Here is a 22184-nt window from a genome sequence, read left to right as displayed (position 1 = left end):
CACTTGATGATAACCTCTGAGAGAGTCAACAAAGGGTAAAGAGAATAAAAAGTCACAAAAGTGCTTGCATTAAAAATGAGAATGATTATTATTTAGATGCGTTCCAAACTCATCACCGCTCTGCAAGTGGGTCGGTGCCTCCGAGTTAACATGCACGACATTGCTCACACACTTTTGTGGCCGGACTCAGCGTCCGGCTTTTTTTTACTTACTCCGTTTCAGGCCAGTCCACCGGCGCCCAGCATCAAGCCCTCGTATGGATTCAAGCCGCTCTCTTCCCTCGCCTCATGGTAAAGGCCTATGGTAAAGAGGGTGCCTTTGCCCAATGTGGAGGTCACTTCAATTGTGCCGCCAATCCGTTTGATAATGCCGTAGCTCAAAGACAACCCCAAACCCGTGCCATCCGGTCGAGTGGTGTAAAAGGGGTCAAAGATACGGCCAAGCTGCTCAGCGGCAATACCACAGCCCTCATCTTCGATTTCAATCTTGACCCCAACCGGCTCGTCCTGCACCACCCAGTCGTAGGTGCGGATCCAAATCCGTCCTTTTCCATCCATGGCATGGGCTGCGTTAACCACAAGATTAATCAAAACCTGCAACAGCTGAGGCCGGTTGATTTGTACCGGATAACTGGCGTTGAGTTCCTGATGCAGCACCACGTCCTGCTTTTTGATGGAATGGCGCACCAATACCAGCATCTCTTCGATGATGGGAGTAATCTGGTGCATCTCCAGCGGCGCATTGAACTCACCGGGGCGGCTGTACTGCAGCAGGCTGCGAATGATGGTGCTTATGCGGCCAACCTGCTGGATAACCAGGTCGATTTCCTCCTCTACCTGCCCTGCCTTGTCACCAAGCTCAGAGCGCAGCAGTTCCATGTTGCCGAGGATCACCGCCGTGGGATTATTGATTTCGTGGGCAATACCCGCAGTAAGCTCACCCAGTGCCGTGAGTTTTTCGTTGGTGACCAGCTGGGCGCGGGTTTCGTTGAGCAGCGACACGTTACGCTGCAGCTCTTCGGTCTTTTCCTGCAAACTGCGGGTGCGCTCTTCCACTTTTAATTCCAGCTGCTCGGCAGCAGACTGGATCTGTGCGTTGCGCCTTTGCAGCAGGTCGAGCATGCGATCAAACTGCTCCGCCAGGTTGGCAAGCTCGTTGTCTTTCTCCAGCCCCAATTCACCGATGCGCACATTACGGCCAGACTGCACTGCCTTCACCACATGGTGGATACGCTCAATAGGCTGCAGCAGACTATAAGCCCCCCGATACACCAACATGCCGGAGACCAGCAGCACCAACATCAAGATGGTGCCCAGCTCTATGATATTAAGCAGATAATTATGGATAAAAGGCGCTTCGGAAAATCCGGTGTAGATCATGCCGATACGTTCACCGCGCACATCGGTTAATGGCGCATAGGCAGAGATAAACCAGTCGTTGTAAACAAAGGCTCTGTCGACCCAGGTCTGCCCCTGTGTCAGCACCTTGTGCTTAACCTCTTCGGACACCAGGCTGCCCAGCGCCCTCCCCTTGTCTTCGCCATCCCGGGGGAAGAAGTGCAGCGGCACGTTGGTGCTGATACGCACATTGTCCAAAAAGATAGTAACTGTGCCGATGGAACGTTCAGGCAATGTGCCCTTGTCGTACACCAGATCGCGGATGTGGTCGACAATGCGGGTATCCCGGTTCAGCAGGGTGCCGCCGTCCAGATACCAGGCTACTTCACCCTCGCTGTCGACGATAGGCATCAGGCTGCGGCTCAACATTCCCCTGTCTTCAGCTTCCCTGTCGGGGACATCGGCGCGGGGCGTGGGCAACAGCGCCAGCCTGGCTCGCTCGGCCAATACCGGATCCAACCGCGCAAGGCGTTTTGACGAAAGCACCATCAGGCCTGTGTAAGGCTCGCCACCTTTCACCTTGGTCAGTAAATGGCGCAAGTCAGGATCGGCCGCGGCTCGCTCTACATTAATGAGCCGTAAAAAGTCCAAATCCATGGCAACCTGACGCTCGGCCAAAAACGCATTGAAGTCGGTGGCAAGCTGCAGTTTATCGCCTTGAGCGGCACGGAAAAAGTTTTGGAACTCCCAGGACTGCAGCAGATTCTCCAGCTCTTTTTCCTGCCTCCTCTGGACCTGTTCGAGGGTGTTGTTGGCCACCGTGAGGTCGGCTTTTACCTTCATAAACAGCTGCTGCCCTGTGTAGCTGATGTTCCAGTAGATGGTAATAAACACCAGGCTCACCAGGGTCAGTAATATTGGCAGCAGAGTAAGAATGAGAATGCGGTAGCGCACCTTAGCCTGCATTTGGCGCCAATTAACACCAAACAATTGGGTGAAGAAGGACATGGTTATTCTTCCTCGTCACTGTCTGTGCCAAACCACTCTTTGAATTTTCGGTCCAATGTCTTGCGGGAAACGCCCAAGTCCCTGGCAGCCGCAGATTTATTGCCACCATGTGCCTCAACCACCGCCAGTACGTGGTGTTTCTCCACGTCCTTGAGCGGCCATTCGAGCGGGAATCCAAACTGGCCGGGTTCAACTTCCTTGATGGTGGTCTTCCAGTATTCTGCCGGAGGTTTACCCAAGAGAATACTGCGCTCAATCAGGTTGCGCAGCTCGCGGATGTTGCCCGGCCAGTCGTGTTGTTGCAGGCGGCTTAAATCCTCATGGCTCCACACCAACTCACGCACCCCAAGTTCGGCACCCAGCACCCGGGTAAAGTGATGGGTCAATTCGACCACGTCTTCGGGCCGGTCTCTGAGGGGAGGTATTTGAATTTCCAGCACGTTCAGACGATAGAAGAGATCGCGGCGGAAATGCCCGGCCTCCACTTCATCAGCCAGCTTGCGGTTGGTGGCCGCCACCACCCGCACATCGATACTGACCTCTTTTTCGCTGCCCACCGGGCGTATGGCTTTTTGCTCCAGCACCCTCAGCAGCGCGGTTTGCATCTTGAGTGGCATTTCGCCGATTTCATCGAGGAAGATGGTGCCGCCCGAGGCAAAACTGAACAGTCCCTCGCGGGCTCCCTTGGCACCGGTAAAAGAGCCTGCCGCATGACCAAAGAGTTCGCTTTCCAGCAGTTCAGGCGCTATGGCACCGCAGTTAACGGGTACGAAGGGTCCCTGACGGCCAGAGAGTTGATGCAGTTGTCTGGCCACCAGCTCTTTGCCTGTGCCCGACTCACCTTCAATGAGCACAACGGCGTTGGTGGGCGCCACCCGGGCGATGATGTTTTTCACTTCCTGCATGGCGGCGCTGTTGCCTATGATGCTGGAGGAATAACCGATAGACACTTCCCGGCGCAGCATCAGGTTTTCACGCTTGAGCAGCCTGCGCTCTATAGCCCTGTCCACCGCTTTAAGCATTTGTTCCAGATGGAAAGGCTTCATGATGAAATCGGAAGCTCCGGCCCGCAGCGCCTGAATGGCCACTTCCATGTCGGCATAACCGGTCATGAAAATAATGTCCGAGCGCCTGTCTTCATCAGAGAGGGCCTCATGCCATTCGATGCCGGACCGCCCCGGCAAACGAATGTCGACAATGATCAAATCGAAGTGACAACGGCTTCTTAGTTGCTCAGCTTCCTCCACGCTGCCGGCGGTTTCCACCAGGGCAAACTTTTTCGACAACGCCTTATTTAAAAAGGAACGCATGCCCGGCTCATCATCAACAATCAGCACAGACACAGCAGTAGGCAGAGGTTTAGCAATGGCTTCGTTCTGGTTCATCTTGTCTTCTTCTGGACATTTTGACGCATAATGCGGTCATTCTATCACCGGAAAATGGTCGATAGGTCACTATGGACCAGCTAAAGTGAGCGTTGGGACAATTTGTCTGAAGGTTTTTGTCGCACTTGGGAGCTGCTTCACAATTTGCCGACAGGAATGTGAAGCAAATCCCTATATATTCTTTGGCACTCAAATTGCTAATGGTATGGCGCTATTTGCCCGCAATGTCTGTCGGGCCCGATTTGAAGGCGACGAAGTAAAGCCAAGGAGAAAGCATGTTCTACACCAAACATATTTTGGGCGCAGCCCTTACGGCCACCCTGTTGAGTATCGCCCCTGTACAGGCCGAAGAAGTGATAAAGCTGGCCACCACCACCAGCACAGAAAACTCAGGCCTGCTGAAAGAACTGCTGCCCACCTTTGAAGCCCACAGTGGCTACAAGGTACAGGTTATCGCCACGGGTACAGGTAAAGCGCTGGCGCTGGGCCGTCAGGGTGACGTTGACCTGGTGATGACCCATGCCCCCGCTGCCGAAGCCAAGTTTGTTGAAGAAGGGTTTGGAAGCGAACCCCGTGGCATCATGGAAAACGACTTCGTCATCCTGGGACCCAAGAATGACCCCGCCAATATTAAAGGCAGCACCAGCGCCGAAGAGGCCTTCGGTAAAATTGCCGCTGCCGGCGTACCTTTTATTTCCCGTGGCGATGACTCGGGCACCCACAAGAAAGAACTGAAGATTTGGCAAGCCGCCAATGTGAAGCCTGAGTTCAAGGGCTACACTTCCGTGGGCCAGGGCATGGGCAAAACCCTGCTGATGACCAACGAGCTGCAGGGCTACACCCTGACCGATCGTGGCACGTATATCGCTTACAAGGGCAAGCTGGATCTGGATATCGATTTTGAAGGCGGCGCCACCCTGGCCAACCCCTATCAGGTCATCCTGATTAATGCTGCCAAGCACCCCAATCTGAACCACAAGGGTGCCAAGGCACTGAGTGACTGGCTGATCAGCGCCGAAGGACAGAAGATGATCAGTGAATTTAAGGTACAGGGAGAGCAGCTCTTCAAGGCCACTTATCGTCAATGAGTCAAAGTTGGTTTGAACTGATACAGCAGGCCCTGGGCCTGCTATTTTCCCTCGATAAAGACCTTTGGTCGATTATCTGGGTGTCTTTTGGCGTTTCCCTTGCGGCCTTGCTGATCACCCTGCTCCCTTCGATGCTGCTGGGCTTTGTGCTGGCCTTCAAGCAGTTTCCCGGCCGTCACTTTGTCCTTAATCTGGTGCAAACACTGCAATCCATCCCCACGGTGGTGATTGGTTTGTTGGTGTATTTGCTGCTGACCCGCATGGGGCCTTTGGGCGACCTGCGCTGGCTCTTTACCCAGCAGGGGATGATCCTAGGGCAAATGCTGATTTGCGCCCCAGTGCTGATAGCCATGAGCCAGGCTGCCTTTACCAGCGCAGACAGGCGCGCATGGGAAACCGCCCTTACTTTGGGTGCCTCACTGCCCAGGGCCATACTCATGGTCAGCGGCGAGCTGCGCGGCCCCTTGCTGCTGGCCGTTATCGCCGCATTTTCCCGCATTGTGACTGAGGTGGGTTGCTCCATGATGGTCGGCGGCAATATCGAATACGTCACCCGCAATATTCCCACCGCCATTGCACTGGAAACCAGCAAGGGGGACTTTGCTCAGGCAATAGCTCTGGGACTGGTGCTGCTGTTTCTGGCGATTATTATGAACTTTGCCCTGGGGAATCTCAGGGGTAAGAATCAGGTAAGGAGTCACTGATGGCGAGGATACTTGCCCATGATGTGGGCATTGCCTTCGGCAAAAGAAGACTGTTCCATTCGGCCAATTTAACCTTCGCCGAGGGTGACTGTATTTACCTGATGGGTGACAACGGCAGCGGCAAAACCACACTGATGAAAATCCTCGCCGGTTTGCTGACTCCCTCCCAGGGCACAATAACCGCAGAAGGATTTCCATCCCGCGGCCTGTGGCAAAAGAGTAAGCTCCATGGCTGCGCCGTATACCTGCACCAGCATCCTTACCTGTTTGAAGGCACAGTGCTGGAAAACCTGCACCTTGCCCTTAAATTGGGATGCCAGGAAGACTCCCGTATCGAAAAGGCGCTGGCCATGGCCCAGCTGGGGCACCTTAAACAAAGTCAGGCGAGCCACTTGTCCGGCGGCGAGCGCCAGCGCCTCGCCATTGCCCGCGCCTGGCTACTCAGACCCAGACTGCTGATGCTCGATGAACCCGTGTCAAATATGGACAAGGACTCCCGCGAGCTGGTGCTCGCCATGACACAGCAGCTCAAGGCAGACGGCACGGGCCTGCTGATAGCCAGCCACCAGCACGGCCGCTTAACGGCACTGTGCCAACACCACTGGCTGATCCAGGACGGCCATATCCTCACCGGCCGCCTCGAAGTCAAACCTCCACAACCACAGGAAAGCGAATATGTCCTTGCGCATTGATGCCGTTATCCTCGCCGGCGGCCAGGCCCGTCGCATGGGCGGCCAGGACAAGGGGCTGGTAGAGCTCCTTGGCAAACCCATGATTGAACATGCCATTTCACGCATTCAGCCTCAGGTTAAGGAGATCCTGATCAACGCCAACCGCAATCAAAACCTGTATGCTGAGTTTGCCGACTGCGTATTTGGTGATGAAGACAGCGGCTTTTTGGGGCCCCTCGCCGGCATGGTAACCGCCATGGGGAAAACCGAGGCCGATCTGCTGCTGGTCGTCCCCTGTGACTGCCCTTGCCTGCCCGCAGACCTGGTGGCAAGGATGGCCGCCGCGCTGGAGGCCGAAGCGGCGGAACTCGCCGTGGCCAGCGATGGCGAGTATGAACAACCCGTGGTGATGCTGCTCAAGCCATCACTGCGCGATTCCATGAAGGCTTTTTTAGCGGCCGGTGAGCGCAAAATTGATTTTTGGTACGCCAAACACAAGGTGGCCGTGGTGCCCTTTGCCGACCAGCCCAATGCCTTTGTAAACGTCAACACGCCAGAGCAAATAGAACAACTATCCAAGGCGCTGACACAGTGATTTTTTGAGGTGAGCATGACGACAGCCTTTCGCAATCCCCTTCCCGTGCCTGTACTGGGATTTTGTGCCTACAGTGGCACAGGTAAAACCACACTCCTGTTGAAGCTCATCCCCGAGCTCAATCGCCGCGGCTTAAAGCTGGCTGTCGTTAAGCATGCCCACCACGACTTTGATGTGGATATTCCCGGCAAAGACAGCTACGAGCTGCGCAAGGCCGGTGCACGACAGATGTTGGTTGCCTCCCATGTGCGTTGGGCACTGATGACAGAAGATGCCAGAGACTCAGACCCCGAGCTGCCCCATCTGCTGAATCAAATCGAAGCAGACAAGGTAGATATAGTGCTGGTAGAGGGCTTTAAAAAGCTGTCGCTGCCCAAGATAGAGCTGCACCGGGCCGCCCACGGCAAGCCTTTTATCCATACCCAGGACCCGGATATTCTTGCCGTGGCCTGCTGTGGTGACACCCAGTTGCCGTCCGACCTGCCAAGACTCGATATCAACAATGTGGCCGAAATCGCTGATTTTGTGCAGCGATATATTGCCGATTGGTGCCCGGCCACGCCGTCATTACCCCTGGCCCCTGCTTGCGGCTGCGAAGCAGATATGAGCAAAACCCTGTCGGTCCGTCAGGGTATGGACGCCATTCTCGCCAAAGTCACCCCGGTCAGTGAAACCGAACTGGCGCCGCTGGATGAGCTTGATGGCAGGGTACTGGCCAGCGACGCCATCTCGCCGGTGGACGTGCCCCAGCAAACCAATTCGGCCATGGATGGATTTGCTTTCCGCTTTGCCGACCCCATGCCGGACGCGCTCAATATTGTTGGCGCCTCCTTTGCCGGACACGGTTTTGCAGGCGTCGTCCAGCCCGGTGAGGCGGTACGTATTATGACAGGCGCGCCACTGCCCGAGGGTGCCGATACGGTGCAGCCGCGGGAGCTTGCCGATGACAGAGGCGATACTGTGTCGCTGCAGGGCAAGCTGGACGTCGGTCAGCATGTGCGCCTCGCCGGAGAAGACATTGCCAAAGGTGCAGTGGCACTTGGCGCAGGCGAGCGCATCGATGCCGCCGCCACCGGCCTGTTGGCGTCGCTGGGTTTTGATAAGGTGCAGGTAAAACGTCGTCCAAGGGTGGCTGTATTTTCCACCGGCGATGAAGTCAGTGCCCCGGGAGAACCCCTCGCGCCAAGTTGTATCTACGACTCTAATCGCTTCACCATCAAAAACATGGCCAAACGTCTGGGCTGTGAGGTGATTGACCTTGGTATTATCGAAGACTCAGAAGCCAGCCTGATGGCGGCCCTCGAGCAGGGCGCAAGCTGTGCAGATGTGGTGATAAGCTCTGGCGGCGTGTCGGTGGGCGATGCCGACTACATCAAGACGGCGCTGGCGAAGCTTGGACAAATTGGCTTTTGGCGCATCAACATGCGCCCGGGAAGGCCGCTGGCCTTTGGTGAAATCAACCAGGCCCTGTTTTTTGGCCTGCCCGGCAACCCCGTGGCCGTGATGGTGTCTTTCCTGCAATTCGTGCAGCCGGCCCTGCGTAAACTCGCCGGTGAAAAAGACTATCAGCCCAAGTTTATCCCCGCCATCACCGACGAGGCGCTCAGAAGCCGTGCGGGTCGCACCGAGTTTTTCCGGGGTATTTACTATCTGGGTGATGATGGCCAGCTTCATGTGAAAACCACAGGCGCACAGGGTTCCGGGATGTTGAGCTCCATGGTGAAAGGTAACTGCCTGATAGTGCTCGCAGAGCCCGACGAACAGTTGGCTGTCGGCAGCAGGGTCTATATCCAGCCCTTTGCCGATTTGCTCTGAGATCTGACCATGCCGGCCCTGTACGACAGTTTTGGCCGTCAGGTCGAGTACCTGAGGCTATCGGTAACAGACCGCTGTGATTTTCGCTGCGTCTATTGCATGGAAGAAGACCCCTGTTTTCTGCCGAAGGAGCAGGTACTGAGTCTTGAGGAGCTGGCTCTGATTGGCCGCGCCTTTACCGAGCTTGGGGTGAAAAAAATTCGTCTGACCGGTGGTGAGCCGCTGATCCGCACCGACTGCGAAGAGCTGGTCAGGCAGCTCGGCAGCCTGCCGGGGCTGGACGATCTCTCGATGACCAGCAATGGCTCGAGGCTCGCCAAACTGGCCCCCTCCCTCAAGGCAGCCGGTCTCAAGCGGCTCAACATCAGTCTGGATACCTTAAAACCGGAACGCTTCGAGGCCCTGACCCGCAACGGCAAGCTGGAGCGGGTGATTGGCGGTATCGATGCCGCCATCAATGCCGGCTTCAAGCGCATCAAGATAAATGCCGTCATCCTCAAGGGCCGCAACGACGATGAAGTGCTGGATCTGGTAGCGTTTTGCCGCGGCCGTGGGCTGGATATCGCTTTTATCGAAGAGATGCCCATAGGAGTGATGGATGAGAGAGCATCATCCAGGCACTTATCCAGCGATGCGGTGCGGACCATCATTGAAAGCCGTTATCCGCTCACACGTTCAGACAAGCGCACCGGCGGTCCGGCACGATATTACCGGATGAGTGACAGCCCAATCCACATAGGGTTTATTTCCCCACACAGCCATAACTTTTGCCACGAATGTAACAGGGTCAGGGTGACGGTTGAGGGACGTTTGCTGTTATGCCTTGGAAACGAGCACTCGGTCGACCTCAAGGCTGTCCTGAGAAACCACCCCGACGACACAGAGGCGCTTAAAGCGGCCATTCTCGCCGCGATGCCGCTTAAACCCCGTGAGCACAGGTTCGAGACCGGCGAGATACAGATCCTCAGGTTCATGAATGCGACCGGAGGCTGACCCTTCACCCCAACGCATCTCGTGTTACACTCAACGCCAGGGTTTCGCTTGATTTTTTCCCATGGGACTTAAACGCCGTACCTGGAACAACATCATTATCATCGCCTGCATCCTGATGGTCTCTGTGCTGACATTGCTTGACCAGCGCATGAACAGCCTGCCGGAAGATGCCGCGCCGCTCTTTGATGCCTCCACGCCGCTTACCGGCCTGCAACTGGACGGCGTGGCACTGGAGCGTACCAATGGCATCTTTGCCTGCGACAGTCAGGTCAGCAATTGTGATGACTGGGGCAAGGCCTGGTTAAGCCTCAAGGTTTCAGCACTTTCTCAGCCGCCGGGCCAGCCCACCGGGCCGAGGGAGCTGACCATCCTCATAGGTACCCTCTCCCCACAAACCTGGCTGCTGTTTGATGACGGATTTTTGCAATCCCCCCAGGGACGCTGGTACCTTATTCCCCCCAGCCTGCGCCAAGCCCTGGAACCTCAATTGAAACCCCAGGTGGCAACCCAACCCCAATAACCCGCAGCACGAGAGCAGCATGCCAGAATTACCGGAAGTTGAAGTCACCCGTCAGGGTATTGCCCCCCATCTGGAAGGCAACCGCGTTGAAGCCCTGATAGTTCGCAATGCCAGCCTGCGCTGGCCGGTGCCTGCGCTTGCGCAAAACATCGTTGGCCAAACCATTTTGGGTGTCAGGCGCCGGGCCAAGTATCTGCTGATAGATACGCAGGCGGGTACCACCATAGTGCATCTGGGCATGTCCGGCAGCCTGAGAGTGCTGCCCAAGGATACCCCGGTCGAAAAGCATGACCATATCGACCTGGTAATGCAGAACGGCCGGGTGCTGCGCTTTAACGATCCCCGCCGCTTCGGTGCCTGGCTCTGGAGCGAATTGCCGGAGGCTGCTCACCCACTGCTTGAAAAGCTTGGGCCGGAGCCACTGTCAGCCGCTTTCCATGCCGATTACCTGCAAGGGGCGCTCAAAGGCAAAAAGAAAGCCATCAAGCTGTGCCTGATGGACAATGCCATAGTGGTGGGTGTGGGTAATATCTACGCCAACGAAGCCCTGTTTGCCGCCGGTATTCATCCCGAGGCCGAGGCAGGTAAAGTGGATGCCAAGCGCCTTACTGTGCTCACCGCCGAAGTGAAGACCATTCTTGCCCACGCCATCAAGCAGGGGGGCACCACCCTCAAAGACTTTACCAACGCCGACGGCAAGCCCGGTTACTTTGCCCAGAAATTACATGTGTATGGCCGCGGCGGCGAGACCTGCACCGAGTGTGGCCACCTGCTGAGTGAAATCCGCCTCGGTCAGCGCACCACGGTATTTTGCAGCCTATGTCAGACAAAATAATTTCATCCGTAATCAGATAAAACATGTCCAATTTGCGTTTTTGAGTTCTTTTTATTCATCTATAAATGCACTTTGGCAGATTACCCTTTACCGAATGCTGGAGCATTAATAGCCAAGTCTCTATAATGGCGCCCCCTGATCTCCATTGCACTCACAGGCCGATCCTTGAGCTTTGAATACCTCGCGTTACTCGCCGCTGCCTGCTGGGCCGTTGGCAGCCTGATGTCGGCCACCGCCGCCACACATCTTGGCGCCTTTGCCTTCACCCGCATCAGAATGCTCAGTGCCAGCGTTATGCTCTGGCTGCTGACGCTGCTCCTTGGCAGCTGGCACAGCCTGACGCTGGACAGCCTTTATTTGCTGGCACTCTCGGGGCTTATCGGCATTTTCATTGGTGATACGGCGCTGTTTGCCGCCATGAATCGCTTAGGCCCCAGAAGAGCCGGGGTACTCTTTGCCACCCATTCCCTGTTTTCGGCTGTACTGGCCTATTTGTTTCTCGGTGAAACCCTGTGGGGATGGACCCTGTTTGGCAGTAGCCTGCTCATCAGCGGCGTGATGGTAGCTATATTTTTCGGTAAACGAAAAAACGAAGAACATGCCTGGGAAAACGGTAATCAGCAGGTCAAACGCGGTATGGCACTGGCACTCTTGTCAGCCCTGTGCCAATCGGTGTCGACCCTGATGCTCAAACCCCTGATGGAAACCGACATAGATGCAGTGGCGGCGTCGGCAGTGCGCATGAGTACGGCCTTTGTGCTGCATTTCGCCCTGTTGCTGCTGGGCTTTTCCGTTGCCAGGGCCAGAACCCCCGCAACTCCCAAGGTACTGGCACTCACCATTGGCAACGCAGCACTGTCGATGGTGCTGGGTATGACCCTGATATTGCAGGCTCTCAAACACGGTAACGCCGGTCTGGTGGCCATATTGTCGTCCGTGAGCCCTATCCTGGTGTTGCCGCTGCTGTGGCTGGTGTATCGCAAAAGTCCGGCTGTGGGCGCCTGGCTCGGCGCCATCATGACAGTAGCGGGCACTGTGCTGATTCTGGCGCACTAGGCCTGCCCGATACAAAAAAGCCCCGAATCGGGGGCTTTTTCTATTTGATGTCTTTCGTGGGGACGAGGTAATCAAAAACGGTATTCGTAACTGCCAAACACGGTCGCATCGTTACTTGAGTCTAGCTCGTAATCCGATTTCGATACTGTGCCACCCACAGTCACCATGCCTTTGAGCAGCGGCTGACGGTAGGATACTTCCAGCATCAGTAAATCTTCCTTGGGAGGCTGAGGTACCCAATCGCCACCCCGGTTTTTGCCGTCTTTATTAAGCTGAGCATAACGCAGATAGGCATTAATACCCTTGCTGTCGCCAAACTGGCCTATCAGGCCCAACACCCAGGTATTAGCGTCGCTGTCATAGGTTGAACCCAGCGAGCGGCGATAATAACGCGAACCGGAAAGATAAGTACTGTGCTCATAGAAGCAGTTAAAAGCGTTACTGTCGGTGCCACAGGCCACCATGGTGTCAGTGTATTCCAGGAACAGCTTATATTGCTGATCCTTGCTGCCAAAGCGGGTGTCCACCCCAGCCAGCTTGGCGCAATCTGCCAGATCCCAGGGCATGGGGCCACTTGAATCCTCACAGGTACGCTCAAGGTAAATGCCCACGGGCACCTCAAACCAGGTATCGGCGTAGCGGATATCCCAGCCGGCCATCTGGTTACCGAGACGCGAATTCAAAGATGGGTCGCAGTCCACGGAGCCATCGGCACACTCACCACCACCCGTGATGGTGTCCCAGAAGGTACCAAAACCGCAGTCCTGACCTTCACCACACATTTGCACTGTCCAGGAGGCGCCGATTTCGACCTGCTTGATGGGGCGCAAAGTGCCTCGGAAGTTCCACAGCAAGGTGTCTTCCACAGCACGGTCATCATTCATCCAGCTGATGCCCGTAGTCAGGGTCCAGGGACCAATCCACGACAGCCAGGGCGTTTCAAAAGCCGCCGCATTATTGCGACTCAGTATCAGAGATGGCATTGGACGGGCGTTATTGGATTTATGCAGCGCGGTATCAAACCCGGGCCCCCACCACTGCTCAATAGCCCCAGCGCTGATAATCCAATTCCCCAGCACGACCGCGCCCCAAGAGTCATCCAGACGGAAATCTTTGTCATCCTGGGCATCGTATGCAGCGGTGGCTGAGACTTTGAAAGCGAAGCGGTTATCCATGTATTCATGGGATGCTTTAACTTCAGCCTTTTCACGGTAATCACTGCCAAAATGCTGGAAGCGGGCTGGGTCAGAGGCAATGGCCCCCTTAATTCGGGTATTGCCACGATTATCAACCGCCTGACGGTAGTAATAGTTAACCCTTGCATAGGCGGCGGCAATATCAGGCGCCATAACGGATGGTTCAGCTTTTCCCAGATCCACGCCAATACCCGCCCACATCAGGGGGAAGGTATTCACCGGCATAGTGATAACGCCGGCATCCGCCAGCGCCTGAATGTCGGCGCGAAGGTACAAATCTGAACTGTCGACCCAGGGAGCCGCGTGGGCCTGAGTGGCAAACATTGCCAGACTCAGGGCTGAGAGTGTTACGTACTTCATCGAAATCCCTTTTCGTTAATCACTTTTTGCGGGGCAGCGCCAGCAGCGCTTTGGCAACCTCGGGATGAACAAACTGACTGACATCACCGCCGTGCAGGGCCACTTCCTTCACCAACGTCGAAGAAATAAAGGAGTTTTCTTCCGCAGGTGTGAGAAACACGCTTTCGAGCTCCGGACTGAGGCGGCGGTTCATATTGGCCAGCTGAAACTCATACTCAAAGTCGGATACGGCGCGCAAGCCCCGCACCAATACACTGGCATGCTGTTCTTTGGCAAAATCCACCAACAGACCCGTAAAACCCACCACTTCCACATTGTCCAGGTGGGCGGTGACTTCTTTCAAAAGCTCCACCCGCTTTTCCAGCGAAAAGCGCGGCTGTTTCGAGGGGCTGGCGGCAACGCCTATGACCACATGCCTGAACAGGTTGGCGGCACGTTCTATCAAATCGGCATGGCCGTTGGTGACCGGGTCAAAGGTGCCCGGGTAGATGGCACGGGTATGCATGCTCAGCGCTCCTCTCGCTTCAATGGAACAGGCAAAGTTCCCATCCGCGAGCGGGAGAGCCACAGGCCTGTTTCATAGGTCAATTTTTGCCACAGGCGTTTGAGGCGATTGCGCTCCACCTGGCGGCGATCGGCGGTCTTGTTGATTTCGCTGCCAAAGTCGCCATTGAGCACCGGAAACGGCCGGGTTACCAGGCAGCGCAGGTCTTTTTCAAACCAGTATTGAATATCCATGTCGATGGGGCGGGCAATCGGATAGGCGCTCGCGAGCAGCTTTTTTGCGCCACTGGCCGAGACAAACTGCCCCGTGGTGGTGGATGGCAGCTTAAGACAGGTGCCAAGCGACAGGCCATCACCCAAATCAAGCTGTTGCTCGATACGTTTGGTCTTGCTGCCGTGGGACAGCTTGATGTAATCCCAGTCCTGGGACAGCTCTGCCAGCTTGCTAATAAACCCGGTGATTTCAGGAGTTAAAATCGCATCGTCTTCCAGCACCAGCGCAAAATCCAGGTGGTCTTCGAGGATTTTTTCCCAGCTGCGCACATGGCTTAGATAGCAGCCGATTTCGCCATCGTTGAGCACTTTGTCGTACTTGGCCTGATTGGCCTTAAGGTCATACACCTTTGCCTTTTCGGCGGCGCTCAGCAAACTGCCGCGCACGGCGCTGATGCGCTCAAAGGCCAGCCCGAGCTGGTCGAGCTGTTGTTGCATTGAAGTCAATCTGTCGACACTGGAGTCCAGATTGATCACCAGGACCTTAAATTTCATCAGAACTGTTTCCCTTCATCAGCCGCGATATCGCCGCCGTACACCAACTAATTGGCCGGATAGTACCACAAGCGGTGTTAAATTCATTCTGTCTCAAAGACGGATAAAACCGAGTTAACAAGACAAGGGCGCGACAAATGATATAATCCGCAGCTTAACCCGGAGAGTCGAGATTTCAATGAAGCTGCCCATCAGTGTCTTTATCATCACCAAGAATGAAGAAAAGCATCTGGCCAAAACCCTGGCCAGCGTGCAGGACATGGATGAAATCATCCTGGTGGACTCAGGCAGTACCGACAAAACCCTCGAGATAGCCAAAGCCTATGGCGCCAGCATTCACCACCACGATTGGATGGGATATGCCAAGCAAAAACAATACGCTATGTCGCTTTGCAAGCACGAGTGGGTGCTTAATCTCGATGGTGACGAAGCCATTAACCCTGAATTGGTGGCCGCATTTCGCGACATCATGACACAGGACAAGGCCGACAGCGTGCGCTTCTGGCGCAACGATATTTTCATTGGAAAACCCCTGTCGCGCTTCAGCAAAAAAGCCAACAATCATCGCTTTTATAAAAAGTCCAAATCGCACTTTGACGACTCGCGTATGGCCCACGAAAGTGCCTCTGTGGATGGCAAGGAAATATTCATCAATCACGCCTTCGATCATTACGGCTACGATTCTATTTCAGCTATCACCACCAAAAACAACACTTACTCAACACTCAAGGCCAACGAGAAGTTTGTGAAGGGTAAGCGCTATTCCCTCGCCAAATTACTGCTGGTATTCCCGCTGGTATTCTTAAAAGAATACCTGCTGCAACGTAAAATCTTTTCCGGCAAACGCGGCTTTATTCTGTCGGTGATGGAAGCCTATTACGCCTTTTTGAAAGAGGCCAAGTTGTACGAATTCCACGAAAACAACAAACCCTAATGCACTACCGTTTTGTACTGCGCCAGTTGGCCCCGGGCGGCGCTGAGCTGGCTACAACCTTGCTTGGCAACGCGCTGCAACGCCGTGGCCACAGGGTAGAAATACTCTGTCTTGGCACATTCAGCAGCGAAGAAGCGAGCCACTGGCAGGGCTTTGATGCGGTATGTGCCATCGATAAAAAGTGGCTCAGGCAATACCAGCCAAAGGAAAATGAGCAACTGGTGCTGGTTGATAACGTCGGCCATCGCCATGCCCCCAAAAATGCCGCCATCGCTATCATCCACAGCGACTGCTGCGCCACCTATCGCCAGGGTCGCGGCAGGTTTACGCGCCTGCTGAATCGATTTAAGGCACGCCAGCGCTATCGCGGCCGCGAAATTCTGGTGTCCCGCGCTATGGCAGATGAGCTCAGTCACTGGACCGGACGGCAGCACAGGGTAATCAACAACCCTTTCGATGAGCAGGCCGTGCAACATCAGGCACAGCAAACGCCCACCCACGCCATAACTGAGCCTTACCTTATCCACATCGGCCGCATCAGCGCCGAGAAAAGGCAGGACAGGCTCATTCGTGCCTATGCACAAACCCCGGCACTGCATGGCCATAAATTGGTGTTTGTCGGTAAAGAGCAGGACGAATCCAAGCCCCGCATTCCCGGTTTGCAGGCGCTTGCTACCGAGCTTGGGGTGGTGGATAACCTGATATTTACCGGCAATCTTTATAACCCTTTCCCGCTGCTTAAGCAGGCATCCTGTCTGGTGCTCTGTTCTGATACAGAAACCATGGGCTATGTGCTGCTCGAAGCCATGGCGCTGAATGTGCCCATGGTCAGCACGGCAACCCTGGGGGCGTGCGAAGTGCTTGGCAAAGAGTTTCCCGGGCTGGTAAACGATGAATCGCAGTTAGGCGACATTATCGCGCACGCTTTGGCAAACCCTCAGTCTTTTACCAAACCGCTGCCAGAGCATTACTCCACAGCGGCAGTGACCGACGCCTTCGAAGCCTTTGTGGCCACGCTCTGAAAGGCTTGCTGCCCAACATTTCTGCGCGACTTTGCTGCCGCTTGGTTAGCGGCTCTCGTGCAAACCATGACAAAGTGTAAATATAAAGTTAACCAATACAACGAAATGGTTAATTAACATATTTTCATTACGCCGCATACGCTTAAAACAATATAATGTCCGGAATATTCGTTTTCTGTTTGCGACTATGTCCGAAGCTCTGTCTGTCTCTTTGATTGTTACCACCTACAACTGGCCCGAGGCGCTCAAGTGCGTGCTCGAATCTGTGCTGCGCCAATCGCATCTGCCCGATGAAGTGATCATCGCAGATGACGGTTCAACCGAGGCCACCGCGGCGCTGATTGCAGATTTTCAGGCGCGGTTTCCGGTGCCGCTGATTCACAGCTGGCAAGAGGATAAGGGCTTCAGGGTTGCCATGAGCCGCAACAAGGCCATCGCCAAAGCCAGGGGTGATTACATAGTGCTGATTGATGGCGATCTGGTGCTGCAGCGCCACTTTATCGCCGATCACCTGAAGGCCGCGGCACGCGGGCACTTTGTCAGCGGCAAACGCGCCCGCATGACTGCAGCGCTCAGTGACAAAGTCATTAAAACAGGATTGGTGCCCAGTGTCTTTTCAAAAGGCCTGTATCGCGGCCGCAGCACGGCGCTGCGCTTTGCCTGGCTCTCCCGGCAAGTGGCAATGTCAAAATGCAGCTCGGCCGACAGCATACATGCCTGCAACCTCGCCTTCTGGCGCGCCGATGCACTGGCCATCAACGGCTTTAATATTGGTTTTGAAGGTTGGGGACCGGAAGACAAAGAATTTGCCGCCCGGCTGTTACATCTGGGGCTTAAACGCAAAGTACTGAAATTTGCCGGGGTTGCCTTTCATCTGTATCACAAAGAGAACTGCAAAGCGGCACTTGAGAAAAACAACCTGCTGTTTGAGGCCTGCCTGGCCGAGCGCAAAGTGCGCTGCGACCAGGGTCTGAATGAGTGCGTGAATGAGTGCCCGACGCCAACCTCAGCGGCCGACCAGCGCTGCCAGCTTTCGGCGTAAACGGCGAAACGATACCGACAAATCTTTAACCCACAGCGGCGTTGTTAGCTTATAGCGGATACCGCGATGGTCACCTATGTGGCGTACATAACCCTTTGGGAAAATGGCGCCGCGAAAGCCGTGGGAGAAATAGGCTTCAGACAGGGTACGCTCCCCTGAATAACTGCTGATGGGCGCCACCAACTGGTAATCCTTTAAGCGGCGCAGGCCGGGATTAAAGGTAAACCCGTGCCATAAATCGGCTTTTTCATGCTTGCGATGATGGGTGATCATCAGCTGATATGGCAAAGCTTCGGCATCCGCCGTTTTATAAATCTCAGGCGCCACCGGATGACCGTTGGTGTCGTCCTGCTCTCTTAGCCACACAGTCACTATCTTTTCATCGCTGTCGAGCACCTTGAACGAATCCTCGATAAAGCCCTTGCGATAAAACTCCCAGTCATCCTCACAATGAAAAATGTAATCGCAGCGCACCTCGGCGTAGGCCCGGTCGATGCTTTTCATCTGCCCAAGCTGCGGGTCGTTGTGCAGCACAGTGAAATCCACCCCGGGGAACTTGGCCAGGGTCGCGCGCAACTTGGCGATGTTGTGGCTGTCTTCCACTATGATGTGCTGCTTGATGGGATAGGTGTTGAAGGCAAAAAAGCTTCGCAGGGTATCTTCAAGCAAATCGAATCTGTTGCAGCTGGTAATCACCAGAGCGACGTCACGTTGGGTCATAAAAATCCTTGGATTGAAATCCGTCTTTATGCTGAGCACATAAGCTGACTGTTATGCGCGAGCAAGTTATCAACTTTTATCGCACAGCGCCAGATAGCGCGCCATCACCTGCGTTGCCTCAAGCTCGCGCCTGAGCGATTCTGGCAATGCGGGGCGCAGCGCATCAGATGCCGCGGCATGGTTAACAGCATCATCCATCGCAGCCGCCAGCGCCGCGCTGTCGCGCCTTGGCACCAAAAAGCGCTTAAGCTCGCCGGTTAAAATTTCATTCGGGCCATGGGGGCAATCGGTACTGACCACGGACGTGCCTAACGCCAGCGCCTCAATCAGCACAGTCGGCAGGCCTTCGTAATCTGAACTCAGTACCAGTAATTTAGCCTCTTTAATCCAGGGGTAAGGATTGGTTTGAAACCCCGGCAAAATAAGCCTGTCCTCGACCCCATATTTTTTGGCAAGCTTACGGGCTTTTTTTACATTCTGGCACAAAAGCACCAGCGGCAAACCATGGCGGCTTTGTGCCAGCGCCTGAAACAGCACATCATGTCGCTTCTGTTTGGCCATCCGCCCAACGTGCACCAGATAATCGCCCTTGGGCAAGTCCTGCGGCTCGGAAGCTTTTTCCGCCAACGCGGGAAAATCGAATGGATTGTAAATCACCTCAATACTGAGGGGGTGGATGCGCCCGGTCTGCAGGATTTCATCGGCAATGCCGCGCGACACCGCCACCAGACGCTTACCTGTAAGCGCCAGCTTTGCTCTTAGCATGGAAAAATACGCCAAAGGCCCAAGCTTACGCTGACGCTTAAGCTCCTCTTCTACTGAGTTATGCACCACAAAAAAGAGGTGTGGCAGCTTAAGCCGCGCCATCAAGAGGTTGGCTTTATCAAGATTAGAGAGGATAAGGTCAAACGGGCCATGGGCCGCCTCAATGGCGCCGATAAAGCGCCCAAGCTTGGCTGCAGACTGCGCCGCCCGCCAAAATCCTGTAATGGCACCGGATTTGGCGCCAAAGCAGCAATGCACCCTAAGCCCCGGCGGTAGGCTGTGCTCCCTGTCATCTTCGAGCGTAATCATGTCGACCGAATGGCCGGCCTCAAGGAATGAGCTTGCCAGCGTCAGCATCACCCGCTCGGCGCCGCCGCCAGCCAGGCTATCTATCACTATCGCGACGCGCTTCTTCATCCTGCATGTTTCCAATCAAGCAGCCGGGACAATTCAGCGCCGACCCAGTCCAGACCATTGCCGCAGCTATGCTGCGACAGCGCAACTTTAAGCTCAGGCAATTTTGCATTAAGCACTACCATTCCCTCACTAATGGCATCGGCCTCACCACCAACAACAAGGCCCATGCGCATACAGGCGGCTATCCGCAGCGGCTGATCTTTGGCGACGGCTACCGCAAGGCAAGGTTTTTTCAGGGCAATGGCCTGCAACAAACCATCGCCGCCCGAGAGCAAGGCGCCGCGGGCCGCCTCTAGCAGGTTAATAAAATCGCGATTACCAAGTGACGGCACAAAAGTTACCCCAGGCAGGCTCGGCGTCTCGCCTTTAAAGCCGGGGCCGAGCACCACCAGCGCCGGAACCTGACTGCTGGCAAAACTGGCAGAGGCCGCCTCGGCAAACTTAAGCACGGCTGGCTGCCCTTGCAACTGATGGGCGCCGGAGCCGGCATTGACCAGCCAATAGTTGTCACGCTCAAGCTCAAATTGCTCAAGCAGCGCCAGCTGATGCGACGCGGTCGGACGGCTGAAAAAAGGGCCGGTTGCCACCGGCTGCGGCAGGCGAAACAACTTGAGTTTATTGCGGGAAAACCCTGATACCGGCGCAATGGCAAATTCAGGCTGCGCCACCCAATGCACATCGGTGAGGCGCGCGCGGGAAAGCTTCATGCCACGGCGGCGTTTACGAGCATGCTGGCTGATAAAAATCACCCGCGCGCCGCAGCGTTTGGCGTGGGCAAGCTGCGAGCGGCGGCCGGAGGCATCAAACAGCACCACGTCCGGGCTGAAGTCGCTGATAAAGTCACACACGGCGCCGACCGCCAGGGTCGGGCTGTCGTCAAGTAAGGTTGCAGGATAGGGGCAACTGCTGGCGTAAGGCGCCTCACAACTCAGCAAAAAATGGATTCTCGCTTCTGGATACAGGCGCACTATTTCGTCGGCGATGATCACCGAGCGCATATACTCGCCGATGCCGGTAGCATCAGAAACGGGTAAAAACAGAAACTTAGGTTGCTTCCCTTCCACTGGTAGCCTGGTTCCCTTTACTTGGTGCAGGCTATCTTGCCTGCCTGATTATTGAATTGTCTGTGCCAGCCCCGAAAAGCTTTGGCCATAAACGCGCCGCGATTCGGTGGCTTAAAAAGCCTTGCTTTCAAATGATCTGACCTGGCTATTGCGCCAGGCTGTTGCGGCCGGCCTATTTCGACAGGTCTGATGCAACCTGTCTATTACGACCAGCTGATTACAAACATTCTATGGCGGCTGCGGCCTGTCTATCGCGCCTGATTTATACTGGCCGATCTGTGTTGGCAGTCACCCGATCAAACATGGCTATCACAGTGTCTGTGCTTATCTTTTCCATCAGATGACTGCCTTTGGCGCGAAGCCCCCAGGGAATCGTTTTGCCCGGGTGCTGCTCGCGGATAGCCTCATCATAAACACTCACCACAGAGCCCTGATAGAGATAAGGGCCGGTGCGTCCCGGGTTGGAATGAGCGTACAGACCTATCACAGGCGTGCCCTGAGTCACCGCCATATGCGCTGGGCCCGTATCCGGGGCAATTACCAGCGAAACCCGCTTCAATACCGCGAGAAGCTGCACTAAAGAGGTTTTTCCAACAAGATTGGTTAGCTTGGCCGAACAATTAGCCTCAATCGCCGCTGCCAGATCTTTTTCAAGCTGGGCCGGGCCGCCGCAAAGCAATACCCGATATCCATTGGCAACCGCATGCTCGGCAACGGCGGCATAACGCTCGGGCAGCCAGTTGCGTTCGGCCTTACTGGCAGCAGCGCAAATGGCCAGCACCTTTTCGCCATCGGCAACCAGATCCTTCGCAAACGCTTCGTCAGCGGCAGGAACATGCATGTCCCAGCGGGGAGACAGGTCGGTCACGCCAAGTTTCCTGGCAAAGCCCATAAATCCCTCCAGCACATGGGGCGTCGCCAGGGCTTCAACCCGCTCATTGGTCACCAGCCACTGGCCTTCTTTGGCGCGGGCACGGTCAAAACCCATTCGCACTTTAGCCGGGATCATTAATGAGGCGATGGTGGCCCTTAGCGCCACCTGCATATGCAAAAGAACATCGAAATGGCGCCCTTTGAGCGTACGGCGCAGCTGGCCATAGGCCTTAAAACCCTGTGACTTATCAAAAATCACAAACTCGATGCCCGGTAAATGCTTAAGCAACTGATATTCCACTTTGCCTATCACCCAGGTGATGGCGAGCTCGGGATAACGGCGCTGAATTGCCTGCACCATGGCAACCGCATGGCACACATCACCAATGGCAGAAAGGCGCAGCAGGCACAAAGATTTCATCGTGTTGGGGTCAAAGTTCATGGCATGGACACAGCTTGGTGCAAAGGCCGGATCTTAATGTAGAATGGCCGCAGGTTCCACGCTTTGGACA

21 protein-coding genes are annotated in these 22184 nt (G+C 55.3%); 12 read left to right on the top strand and 9 right to left on the bottom strand.

Annotated elements, in window-relative coordinates:
- Positions 1-218: 218 nt before the first annotated feature.
- Together JQC75_RS00590 and JQC75_RS00585 are read right to left on the bottom strand one after the other, a co-directional pair.
- Positions 219-2345 (bottom strand): sensor histidine kinase, encoded by a 2127-nt coding sequence (locus JQC75_RS00590; protein ID WP_203325637.1) that lies wholly within the window; start codon positions 2343-2345, stop codon positions 219-221.
- Between the two features lie 2 nt (positions 2346-2347).
- The gene (locus JQC75_RS00585; RefSeq protein ID WP_203325636.1) at positions 2348-3730 is read right to left on the bottom strand and encodes a sigma-54-dependent transcriptional regulator; all 1383 of its coding nucleotides are present in this window, start codon (positions 3728-3730) and stop codon (positions 2348-2350) included.
- 275 nt (positions 3731-4005) lie between these two features.
- On the opposite strand from JQC75_RS00585, the gene JQC75_RS00580 reads away from it, so the two are divergent.
- The 9 genes from JQC75_RS00580 (at position 4006) to JQC75_RS00540 (ending at position 12007) form a co-directional block, all read left to right on the top strand.
- Entirely contained in the window at positions 4006-4818 is an 813-nt protein-coding gene (locus JQC75_RS00580; RefSeq protein WP_203325635.1) for an ABC transporter substrate-binding protein, read from the top strand.
- A complete protein-coding gene (locus JQC75_RS00575; protein WP_203325634.1) occupies positions 4815-5522 on the top strand; it encodes an ABC transporter permease in 708 nt (235 codons plus the stop codon). The genes JQC75_RS00580 and JQC75_RS00575 overlap by 4 nt, the downstream gene beginning before the upstream one ends.
- Entirely contained in the window at positions 5522-6214 is a 693-nt protein-coding gene (locus tag JQC75_RS00570) for an energy-coupling factor ABC transporter ATP-binding protein (RefSeq protein ID WP_203325633.1), read from the top strand. Before JQC75_RS00575 ends, JQC75_RS00570 begins: the two co-directional genes overlap by 1 nt.
- Positions 6198-6788 carry a molybdenum cofactor guanylyltransferase MobA gene (mobA, locus tag JQC75_RS00565; RefSeq protein ID WP_203325632.1) on the top strand — a complete coding sequence of 197 codons (591 nt, stop codon included), beginning with the start codon at positions 6198-6200 and terminating at the stop codon, positions 6786-6788. The genes JQC75_RS00570 and mobA overlap by 17 nt, the downstream gene beginning before the upstream one ends.
- Positions 6789-6803: 15 nt before the next feature.
- Complete coding sequence (locus JQC75_RS00560) at positions 6804-8603, top strand: bifunctional molybdopterin-guanine dinucleotide biosynthesis adaptor protein MobB/molybdopterin molybdotransferase MoeA (protein WP_203325631.1); 1800 nt, start codon at positions 6804-6806, stop codon at positions 8601-8603.
- Between the two features lie 9 nt (positions 8604-8612).
- A complete protein-coding gene (moaA, locus tag JQC75_RS00555) occupies positions 8613-9596 on the top strand; it encodes a GTP 3',8-cyclase MoaA (protein ID WP_203325630.1) in 984 nt (327 codons plus the stop codon).
- A gap of 61 nt (positions 9597-9657) precedes the next feature.
- Complete coding sequence (locus tag JQC75_RS00550; RefSeq protein WP_203325629.1) at positions 9658-10116, top strand: hypothetical protein; 459 nt, start codon at positions 9658-9660, stop codon at positions 10114-10116.
- A 19-nt stretch (positions 10117-10135) separates the two neighbouring features.
- Positions 10136-10951, top strand: coding sequence for a bifunctional DNA-formamidopyrimidine glycosylase/DNA-(apurinic or apyrimidinic site) lyase (mutM, locus tag JQC75_RS00545; RefSeq protein ID WP_203325628.1), 816 nt, complete (start codon positions 10136-10138; stop codon positions 10949-10951).
- Between the two features lie 165 nt (positions 10952-11116).
- Positions 11117-12007: a DMT family transporter gene (locus JQC75_RS00540; protein WP_203325627.1), complete on the top strand. Its 891-nt coding sequence runs from the start codon at positions 11117-11119 to the stop codon at positions 12005-12007.
- Between the two features lie 71 nt (positions 12008-12078).
- Here the strand turns inward: JQC75_RS00540 and JQC75_RS00535 are convergent, their stop codons facing one another.
- Genes JQC75_RS00535 through JQC75_RS00525 form a run of 3 tightly spaced genes read right to left on the bottom strand, consistent with a single transcriptional unit; the run spans position 12079 to position 14835 of the window.
- Positions 12079-13563, bottom strand: coding sequence for a capsule assembly Wzi family protein (locus tag JQC75_RS00535; RefSeq protein ID WP_203325626.1), 1485 nt, complete (start codon positions 13561-13563; stop codon positions 12079-12081).
- A 19-nt stretch (positions 13564-13582) separates the two neighbouring features.
- A complete protein-coding gene (gene coaD / locus JQC75_RS00530) occupies positions 13583-14068 on the bottom strand; it encodes a pantetheine-phosphate adenylyltransferase (protein ID WP_203325625.1) in 486 nt (161 codons plus the stop codon).
- Positions 14069-14070: 2 nt separating this feature from the next.
- The gene (locus JQC75_RS00525) at positions 14071-14835 is read right to left on the bottom strand and encodes a glycosyltransferase family 25 protein (protein ID WP_203325624.1); all 765 of its coding nucleotides are present in this window, start codon (positions 14833-14835) and stop codon (positions 14071-14073) included.
- A gap of 178 nt (positions 14836-15013) precedes the next feature.
- Here JQC75_RS00525 and JQC75_RS00520 point away from each other — a divergent pair, with 178 nt between their 5' ends.
- The 3 genes from JQC75_RS00520 (at position 15014) to JQC75_RS00510 (ending at position 17833) form a co-directional block, all read left to right on the top strand.
- Entirely contained in the window at positions 15014-15769 is a 756-nt protein-coding gene (locus JQC75_RS00520; protein ID WP_203325623.1) for a glycosyltransferase family 2 protein, read from the top strand.
- Positions 15769-16791: a glycosyltransferase gene (locus JQC75_RS00515; protein ID WP_203325622.1), complete on the top strand. Its 1023-nt coding sequence runs from the start codon at positions 15769-15771 to the stop codon at positions 16789-16791. The genes JQC75_RS00520 and JQC75_RS00515 overlap by 1 nt, the downstream gene beginning before the upstream one ends.
- 187 nt (positions 16792-16978) lie before the next feature.
- Entirely contained in the window at positions 16979-17833 is an 855-nt protein-coding gene (locus tag JQC75_RS00510) for a glycosyltransferase family 2 protein (protein WP_239002056.1), read from the top strand.
- Here the strand turns inward: JQC75_RS00510 and JQC75_RS00505 are convergent.
- From JQC75_RS00505 to JQC75_RS00490, 4 genes are all read right to left on the bottom strand, one after another.
- On the bottom strand, positions 17798-18553 hold the full coding sequence (locus JQC75_RS00505; protein ID WP_203325621.1) for a glycosyltransferase family 2 protein: 756 nt from the start codon (positions 18551-18553) through the stop codon (positions 17798-17800). The two genes, JQC75_RS00510 and JQC75_RS00505, sit on opposite strands and share 36 nt — an antisense overlap.
- A gap of 69 nt (positions 18554-18622) precedes the next feature.
- The gene (locus JQC75_RS00500; RefSeq protein WP_203325620.1) at positions 18623-19735 is read right to left on the bottom strand and encodes a glycosyltransferase; all 1113 of its coding nucleotides are present in this window, start codon (positions 19733-19735) and stop codon (positions 18623-18625) included.
- Positions 19732-20799 carry a hypothetical protein gene (locus tag JQC75_RS00495; RefSeq protein ID WP_203325619.1) on the bottom strand — a complete coding sequence of 356 codons (1068 nt, stop codon included), beginning with the start codon at positions 20797-20799 and terminating at the stop codon, positions 19732-19734. The genes JQC75_RS00500 and JQC75_RS00495 overlap by 4 nt, the downstream gene beginning before the upstream one ends.
- A 262-nt stretch (positions 20800-21061) precedes the next feature.
- The gene (locus tag JQC75_RS00490; protein WP_203325618.1) at positions 21062-22114 is read right to left on the bottom strand and encodes a glycosyltransferase family 9 protein; all 1053 of its coding nucleotides are present in this window, start codon (positions 22112-22114) and stop codon (positions 21062-21064) included.
- Positions 22115-22184 lie beyond the last annotated feature (70 nt).

Origin of the sequence: Shewanella litorisediminis, from assembly GCF_016834455.1 — a bacterium.
Taxonomy (GTDB): Bacteria; Pseudomonadota; Gammaproteobacteria; order Enterobacterales; family Shewanellaceae; genus Shewanella; species Shewanella litorisediminis.
This window is presented reverse-complemented; position numbering and strand designations above follow the sequence as displayed.

Coding starts and splice junctions, on each gene's coding strand:
- JQC75_RS00590 (WP_203325637.1), bottom strand. CDS start 2,345: ATGTCCTTCTTCACCCAATTGTTTGGTGTTAATTGGCGCCAAATGCAG.
- JQC75_RS00585 (WP_203325636.1), bottom strand. CDS start 3,730: ATGAACCAGAACGAAGCCATTGCTAAACCTCTGCCTACTGCTGTGTCT.
- JQC75_RS00580 (WP_203325635.1), top strand. CDS start 4,006: ATGTTCTACACCAAACATATTTTGGGCGCAGCCCTTACGGCCACCCTG.
- JQC75_RS00575 (WP_203325634.1), top strand. CDS start 4,815: ATGAGTCAAAGTTGGTTTGAACTGATACAGCAGGCCCTGGGCCTGCTA.
- JQC75_RS00570 (WP_203325633.1), top strand. CDS start 5,522: ATGGCGAGGATACTTGCCCATGATGTGGGCATTGCCTTCGGCAAAAGA.
- mobA (WP_203325632.1), top strand. CDS start 6,198: ATGTCCTTGCGCATTGATGCCGTTATCCTCGCCGGCGGCCAGGCCCGT.
- JQC75_RS00560 (WP_203325631.1), top strand. CDS start 6,804: ATGACGACAGCCTTTCGCAATCCCCTTCCCGTGCCTGTACTGGGATTT.
- moaA (WP_203325630.1), top strand. CDS start 8,613: ATGCCGGCCCTGTACGACAGTTTTGGCCGTCAGGTCGAGTACCTGAGG.
- JQC75_RS00550 (WP_203325629.1), top strand. CDS start 9,658: ATGGGACTTAAACGCCGTACCTGGAACAACATCATTATCATCGCCTGC.
- mutM (WP_203325628.1), top strand. CDS start 10,136: ATGCCAGAATTACCGGAAGTTGAAGTCACCCGTCAGGGTATTGCCCCC.
- JQC75_RS00535 (WP_203325626.1), bottom strand. CDS start 13,563: ATGAAGTACGTAACACTCTCAGCCCTGAGTCTGGCAATGTTTGCCACT.
- coaD (WP_203325625.1), bottom strand. CDS start 14,068: ATGCATACCCGTGCCATCTACCCGGGCACCTTTGACCCGGTCACCAAC.
- JQC75_RS00525 (WP_203325624.1), bottom strand. CDS start 14,835: ATGAAATTTAAGGTCCTGGTGATCAATCTGGACTCCAGTGTCGACAGA.
- JQC75_RS00520 (WP_203325623.1), top strand. CDS start 15,014: ATGAAGCTGCCCATCAGTGTCTTTATCATCACCAAGAATGAAGAAAAG.
- JQC75_RS00515 (WP_203325622.1), top strand. CDS start 15,769: ATGCACTACCGTTTTGTACTGCGCCAGTTGGCCCCGGGCGGCGCTGAG.
- JQC75_RS00510 (WP_239002056.1), top strand. CDS start 16,979: ATGTCCGAAGCTCTGTCTGTCTCTTTGATTGTTACCACCTACAACTGG.
- JQC75_RS00505 (WP_203325621.1), bottom strand. CDS start 18,553: ATGACCCAACGTGACGTCGCTCTGGTGATTACCAGCTGCAACAGATTC.
- JQC75_RS00500 (WP_203325620.1), bottom strand. CDS start 19,735: ATGAAGAAGCGCGTCGCGATAGTGATAGATAGCCTGGCTGGCGGCGGC.
- JQC75_RS00490 (WP_203325618.1), bottom strand. CDS start 22,114: ATGAACTTTGACCCCAACACGATGAAATCTTTGTGCCTGCTGCGCCTT.